Origin of the sequence: Rhodococcus sp. YH1 (genome assembly GCF_009939605.1) — a bacterium.
Taxonomy (GTDB): Bacteria; Actinomycetota; Actinomycetes; order Mycobacteriales; family Mycobacteriaceae; genus Rhodococcus; species Rhodococcus aetherivorans.
On the sequence record NZ_WVTE01000130.1, the window covers coordinates 1 to 6392 of the forward strand.

A 6392-nucleotide genomic window follows, 5' to 3' on the forward strand; every position below is an offset into this window, starting at 1 on the left:
TCGTCGGGCGCGATGGCGTACTGCTCGACGACGGCCTGCTCGAGCTGTTCGATCCGCAGCGCGGCCTGCGCGCGGGCGACCTCGTCCCGGTGCACCGCGTCGGTGAGCTGGGCCCGCTGCGCGGAGAACCGGTGCGCTCCTCCGTCCACGGGAACGAATCGGCAAGTCCCGCATAGTAGTTGATGGTCGCCAGGGACGGCGTCACCTGCATCATCTGCACGGAGGCGGGCGGCTGACCCATCTCGGCGGACAGCGACGCGGCGAGGTCGGCGCTGCGCTCCTCGAGCAGCTTGGCGGCCTTGGCGAGTACCTGGGCCCGCTCGGACGGTGAGGTGCGGGGCCACGGTCCGTCGTCGAAGGCGGCACGGGCCGCGGCGACGGCGGCGTCGATGTCCGCCGGCCCGGCGACCGGCACCGAACCGACGCGTTCCTCGGTGGCCGGCGAGAACACCTCGAGTCGCTCGTCGGTCGACGGGGCGACCCAGCGGCCGCCGATGAACAGCTTGTCGTAGTCGGTCATGTTCTCTTTCCTCAACGGTCCTGGTTTCCTACTGGTCGGATGTCGCTCGGTCGTTGTCGTGCGCGGGGTAGGTGTCGGCGAACCCGGTGAAGCCGTACTGCAGGTGCGGTCCGATCACGGCGACCTCGAACAGTCCGGTGCCGACGGTGTCCGACCCGGCGATCCGGAACCGCGCGAGATGGTCGGTGGGACAGAACATCAGCAGCGCCGGATCGATCTCCCGGACGTCGCGGCGCAGCGCCTGCACGACCAGCTCGCCCTGCCACATGCCGTGCCGCCAGTCCTGTTCGAGTCCGTACCCGGTGCCGATGCCGAGCAGGTTCGGCACCAGCAGTTCGCATTCGACGGTCACCGCCTCGCAGCCGGGCCGGTGGAACGTCAGCGTCGCCCCCGTGACGTTGCGGGTGCCCGGCGCGAACACCAGCCGATGTTCCGGCCGGCCCAGCCATTCGGGCTCGGCGCCGGGCCGGATCCGGACCGCCTCCTCGACCAGCCGGCGGCCGTGGTCGTCCTCCTGCACGATAGTGACGATCGTGTCGTCGTCGAACTGCATCACCGAGTAGATCCAGAAGAATCCGGGCATGCCCTCGTGGGCCGTGCGCCCGGGCGGCTCGGGCTCCCCGACGGGCCGCACCCCCCAGGAGCGGTCGCGGTTGCCGAGCCACGTGCCCGGGTGCACCTGCCGGGTCTGGCCGTCGACGGTGAGGGTGCCCGCCCACCGGCCGGTCTGCACGAACCGGGAGGTGTCCATGACGACGCGCTCGAGCCGGCGCAGCCGCTGCGGGGTCTCCTCGGTGGCGGGGACGACCCCGTCGAACGTGAGATCGAAGGACAGGTCGGCGGTTTCGGCATGGCCGGGCTCGAGCACCACCCGCAGCCGCCGCAGCCCCTCGAGCACCTCGATGCGCAGCGGGCCGACGGTGGTGTCGGTGCGATCGGTCCCCAGGGCCCGCGAGGCCCGCGCGACGAGGTGGTCGTCGCCGCGGCGCAGCACCGCGAAACCGTCGGCCACACCGAGATTCGGGTACTGGCCCATGCCGACGATCAGGAACAGGTCGGTGGTGTCGGCGGGGTAGCAGTTGAAGTAGTACCGGTCGTAGAAGTTGCGGTCGGACGTGGCGACGCGCCGGATCGGTTCGGCCGTCTGGTGGACGGGGTAGTCGTCAAGGGGGGAGAGGGAACTCACGGCGCCGCCCCCTGCCGGTCGGTGTCGTCGAGCATGGCTTCGAGGGCGGCGCGGTGCATGATCGCGTCGTCGGGATCGCCGGGTGGCTGCGCCTGGCCGAAATGCACCGCGCGAGTGTGGATGCGCAGCATGATGATCGCGTGCTGCAGCGCCGCGTGGACGGTGTAGAAGTGCAGGTCGCGCGGGACGTGGCCGGTGCGTTGCGCGTATGCGCGGGCGACGTCGTCCAGGCGCAGGAAGCCCGGCAGGCCGGGCAGCCCGGCCGCGGCGGCGATGTCCTCGAAGAACCTGTGCAGGAACGTCATCCAGGCCAGGTCCATCTCGCGGGCGCCGAGGGTGGCCAGCTCCCAGTCGAGCACCGCGACGGGCCGGAAACCGTCGAACAGGATGTTGCCGATCCGCGCGTCGCCCCAGCACAGCACCGCGGGCGAGCGGTCGTCGGGGCAACGGGCGTCGAGCCAGGCGAGCGCACGTTCGACGAGCGGGGAGCGGGGACCACCGGTGCGGGTCGTCCACTCGTAGTAGGAGCGCTGCCGGTCCAGGTGCGCCCGGACGGCGTCGGTGACGGTGCCGGCCGGTCCCAGCCCGGCGGCCACCGGGGCGACGTCGTGGATCCGGGCCAGCACGTCGACGCACGCCTCCTGCATGGCGGCACGCTCGGCGTCGCCGGCCTCGGTGACCCAGGAGCCGAAGTTGTACGGCATGACATCCGGTGGCACCCGGCCCGCCACCCGGGTCATGACGAAGAACGGGGCCCCGAGCGGCGCGGGATCGGGCTCGTACCAGTGCACCCGGGGGACGGGGATGGTGGAGTGCTCGCCGACGGCGCGCATGACCCGGGCCTGACCCTCGAGGTCGTAGGCGGGGAAGACGGGCACGGTGGTGTCGGCGGGGGCGACGCGGGCGACGAGCGGATGGTCGGTGCCGTCCCAGCGGGCGTCGAACAGCAGCGTCTCGCTGGACATGCCGGTGGTCTCGGGGAGGTGCACGTTCTCGACGACGGGGGCGGTGACCTTGGTGGCGAGCCAGCGCTGCAGGTTCTCGCGGACCTGTCCGGGATCCCGGCGGGAGTCGCGGGGGCGCGCGACCTCGGCATCGTGGGCGGAGCCGTCCTGGGCGCCGTGCGCCGACGCGTCGGGGTCGATGCTCACGCGCTCTCCTTCCGGCCACCGGGGCTGTGACCTCGAACACTAGAACACGTTACAAGTTTTCGGAAGGGGTCAGCCGAGGTGTGTCCCGAACCAGGCGAGCATGCGGTCGTATGCCTGCGCGGCCGCGTCCGCGTTGTAACGCGGTCCGGTGTCGTTGAAGAACGCGTGGTCGGCGCCGGGGTAGGTCACCACCTCGTGCACCAGGCCCGCGCGCTCGAGGGCGGCGGTCGCCGCGTCCCGCGACGCGTTCACCCGCTGGTCGAGTTCGGCGTAGACCGCGAGGACGGCGGCCCGCGACCCGGCGAAGTCGGCGCCGTCGGGCAGCGGTCCGTAGAACGGGACGGCCGCCGCGAGGCGCGGGTCGCCGGTCGTCAGCAGCAGCCACGTCATGCCGCCGCCGAAGCAGAACCCCACGGCCCCGATGCGCCGGTCGGGCACCCGTCGCGTCAACTCGTCGATGCCCGAGCGCATGTCCTGGGAGAATCGTTGCGGCGGAACGGTACTCAGTGCGGCCGTGGCCTGCGCCGGGTCGGCGAACGACGCCGTGCCCCCCTCCTCGGAGAGCAGGTCGATCGCGAGTGCCGAGTAGCCCGCCCCCGCCAGGCGCCCGGCCACCGATCGGATGTGGTCGTTGAGCCCCTTGTTCTCGTGGACCACGAGCACGGCGCCCCGGGGGTCCGCCGCCGGCGCCCACGCACCCTGCAGCGTCCGCCCGTCCGGGCCGGGGAACGTGATCGCCTCCGTCGCAACGGCATCTGCGCTGCCCGGCGGCGCCACCGGCGACGTCGGGGCCGGAGTGCCCGAGGTCGCTCCCGGAGTCGCGGAAGGCGTTGCGGGCGAGCCGTTCTCGTTTGCGCAGGCGGCGAGCAGCGAGGATGCCGCGGTGAGGGTGAGCCCCAGCAGCCCCAGCCGTCGCAGCGCCTCGCGGCGGGTGAGCAGACCGTCGGCGTGGTCCACCGCGATCTCCTCGGCGATGTAGCGCTGGAAAGGCGTCATGGCCGCTCCCGTCCCGAGGACACTGTCTTCGTATTGTGACGCGACGGGGGCCGCGGTGCGGGCGATTCGCGCCGAAGCTCAGTCCCCGACGGCCAGGATCCCGGCCCCGGTCAGGGTCCCCACGGCGGCGAGCCGCGCCGGCACGATCTCCAGCCCGGTCAGGAACGGCAGCCGCGCGTGCCGGGCCGCGGCCTCGCGCATCGGCCGCCACATCGGCTCCCCGGCCTGCGCGAACCCGCCGCCGACCACCACGAGGTCCACGTCCACCAGCGCCGCGGCCGACGCGAACACCTCCCCGAGCGCCGCCCCCGCACGCCCCAGGGCCGCGACCGCGACCGGATCTCCCGCGCCCGCGGCGCGGGCCAGCGCCGCCCCGTCGGCACCGGACCAGCCGTGCTCCCGCGCCCACCGCACCGCGGCCGGCCCGCTCGCCACGGTCTCGACGCACCCGACACCCCCGCACGCGCACGGGTCGGCGCCCACGCTCGACACCATGTGCCCGATGTGGCCCGCATTGCCCGTCCGGCCCCCGGCGATCCGGCCGCCCAGCACCAGACCGCCGCCGATGCCGGTCGAGACCACGACGCCGACGAGGTCCGTCGCACCCCGGCCCGCCCCGAGCCGGTGCTCGGCCAGCGCGGCCGCGGCCCCGTCGACCGCGAGCCGCACCCGCGACCGCGGGAACAGGCCGCGCACGGCGTCGACCAGGCCGAAACCGCCCGCCCACTCGCCGATGTTGATCGGCGCCACCGCACCGGCGCCGACGTCGACCGGCCCGGCGCTCGCGATCCCCACGGCCGTCACCTCGGCTCCCGCGGAGACCCGACGCAACAGCTCCGCGCATGCCGCCCACACGCCGGCCGCGGGCGTCGGCACCGTCCGCGGTGCGTCGAGCGTGCCGTCGGCGCGGACGCGGGCGGCCGCCATCTTGGTGCCGCCGACGTCGAGGGCGAGCGCGACCATCAGCGCCTGCGCAGCACGAGCACCAGATTGCTGACCAGGAACTCCCGCACCGCGGGGACCCGCACCAGCCACCACGCCCAGCGCGGGTGGTACCGGGGGAACGCGGCCAGCAGCTCGCCGTGCGGCGTCGAACGCGCCCACCGCAGCCCGTCGCCGCAACCCACCTCGAACAACGAGACCCCGTACCGGTTCTTCGGCTCCCGCCCGTGCCGGCGGGCGTAGCGCCGCGCCGCGTACTCGCCGCCGAACGCGTGCCACGGGCCGGTCTCGTGCCCGCCGAACGGGCCCCACCACAGGGTGTACGACAGCACCGTCAGCCCGCCCGGCCGCGTCACCCGCAGCATCTCGTCGGCCATCACCCACGGCTGCGCCACGTGCTCGGCGACGTTCGAGGAGAAGCACACGTCCACCGATCCCGTGCGCAGCGGCAGCGCGAGGCCCGAGCCACGGATCGACCCGCCCACCGCGAGGCCGGCCGCGTGCATCTCCGACGGATCCGGCTCGACCGGCACGTAGCGGGCGCCCGACGCGCCGAACACCTCCGCGAAGTACCCCGGCCCGCCGCCCACGTCGACGACGGTCGTGCCGGTCAGGTCCCGGCCGGTCAGGCCCGCGTACAGATCACCGATCAGTTCCACGGTGTCGCGCGCGAGCGCCCCGTAGAACAACTCGGGCGCGGACTGCTCGTGCCGGAAGTCGCCGAGCAGCCCGACGGACCGGCGCAGGGTCGCGCGCCGGGCGAAGGTTCGAGCCACCGGGGGGACGGGCAGGGTCGGAACAACCACGAGGAGCAACCATAGCGGCCACCGCACCGCACTACCCGCCGGTAACCCTCCACCGCGGGCGGCCCCGCACCCGTTACTGTGTTCCGGGATACAACCGTCGACGACGAACCACAGGGGGTCGCCACGTGCGCGAGGTTCTGTTGCTGTGCTGGCGCGACACCGGGCATCCCCAGGGTGGGGGCAGCGAACGCTACCTCGAACAGGTCGGCGCCCAGCTCGCCGCGCGCGGCATCCGCGTCACCCTCCGCACCGCCGCCTACCCCGGCGCCCCCGGCCGCGACGAGATCGACGGCATCACCGTCAGCCGCGGCGGCGGCCGGCTCACCGTCTACCCCCGCGCCCTCGCCGCGATCGCCGCCGGCCGTCTCGGATTCGGTCCGCTGCGCCACCTCCGGCCCGACGCGGTGATCGACACCCAGAACGGCATCCCGTTCTTCGCCCGCCTCGTCGCCGGCGCGCCCGTGACCGTGCTCGTGCACCACTGCCACCGTGAGCAGTGGCCCGTCGCCGGCCGCGTCATGGCCAGGCTCGGCTGGTGGATCGAGTCCGCCCTGTCGCCGCGCCTGCACCGCGACGACCAGTACCTGACCGTGTCGTTGCCGTCCGCCGACGAACTGATGGCCCTCGGCGTCGACCGTGACCGCATCGCCGTGGTCCGCAACGGCGCCGACGCCGTCCCCGCCGGGGTCGAGCCCGGCGACGAACACACCCGCACCGCGCACCCCACCGTGTGCGTGCTGTCGCGGCTCGTGCCGCACAAGCAGATCGAGGACGCCCTCGCCGCCGTCGCC

At 73.8% G+C, this 6392-nt stretch carries 7 protein-coding genes; 1 reads left to right on the plus strand and 6 read right to left on the minus strand.

Translation table 11 applies throughout. The features are described from left to right. The 6 genes from AIIKEEIJ_RS11650 to AIIKEEIJ_RS11675 form a co-directional block, all read right to left on the minus strand. Positions 1-520 (minus strand): aldehyde dehydrogenase family protein (locus AIIKEEIJ_RS11650; RefSeq protein ID WP_238406315.1); only part of this gene is annotated, 520 nt, incomplete at its 3' end. Positions 521-548: 28 nt separating this feature from the next. Beyond that, positions 549-1706, minus strand: coding sequence for a hypothetical protein (locus AIIKEEIJ_RS11655; protein WP_161995709.1), 1158 nt, complete (start codon positions 1704-1706; stop codon positions 549-551). Next, positions 1703-2857, minus strand: a complete 1155-nt coding sequence (locus AIIKEEIJ_RS11660; protein WP_161995710.1) for a phosphotransferase — start codon at positions 2855-2857, stop codon at positions 1703-1705. The genes AIIKEEIJ_RS11655 and AIIKEEIJ_RS11660 overlap by 4 nt, the downstream gene beginning before the upstream one ends. 69 nt (positions 2858-2926) lie before the next feature. Then, entirely contained in the window at positions 2927-3853 is a 927-nt protein-coding gene (locus AIIKEEIJ_RS11665; protein ID WP_029546065.1) for a dienelactone hydrolase family protein, read from the minus strand. A 78-nt stretch (positions 3854-3931) separates the two neighbouring features. Beyond that, positions 3932-4816, minus strand: a complete 885-nt coding sequence (locus AIIKEEIJ_RS11670; RefSeq protein WP_050035914.1) for an ROK family protein — start codon at positions 4814-4816, stop codon at positions 3932-3934. Then, complete coding sequence (locus AIIKEEIJ_RS11675) at positions 4816-5571, minus strand: class I SAM-dependent methyltransferase (protein WP_029546061.1); 756 nt, start codon at positions 5569-5571, stop codon at positions 4816-4818. The genes AIIKEEIJ_RS11670 and AIIKEEIJ_RS11675 overlap by 1 nt, the downstream gene beginning before the upstream one ends. Positions 5572-5726: 155 nt before the next feature. Here AIIKEEIJ_RS11675 and AIIKEEIJ_RS11680 point away from each other — a divergent pair. Beyond that, a partial coding sequence (locus tag AIIKEEIJ_RS11680; protein WP_161995711.1) for a glycosyltransferase occupies positions 5727-6392 on the plus strand: 666 nt, incomplete at its 3' end.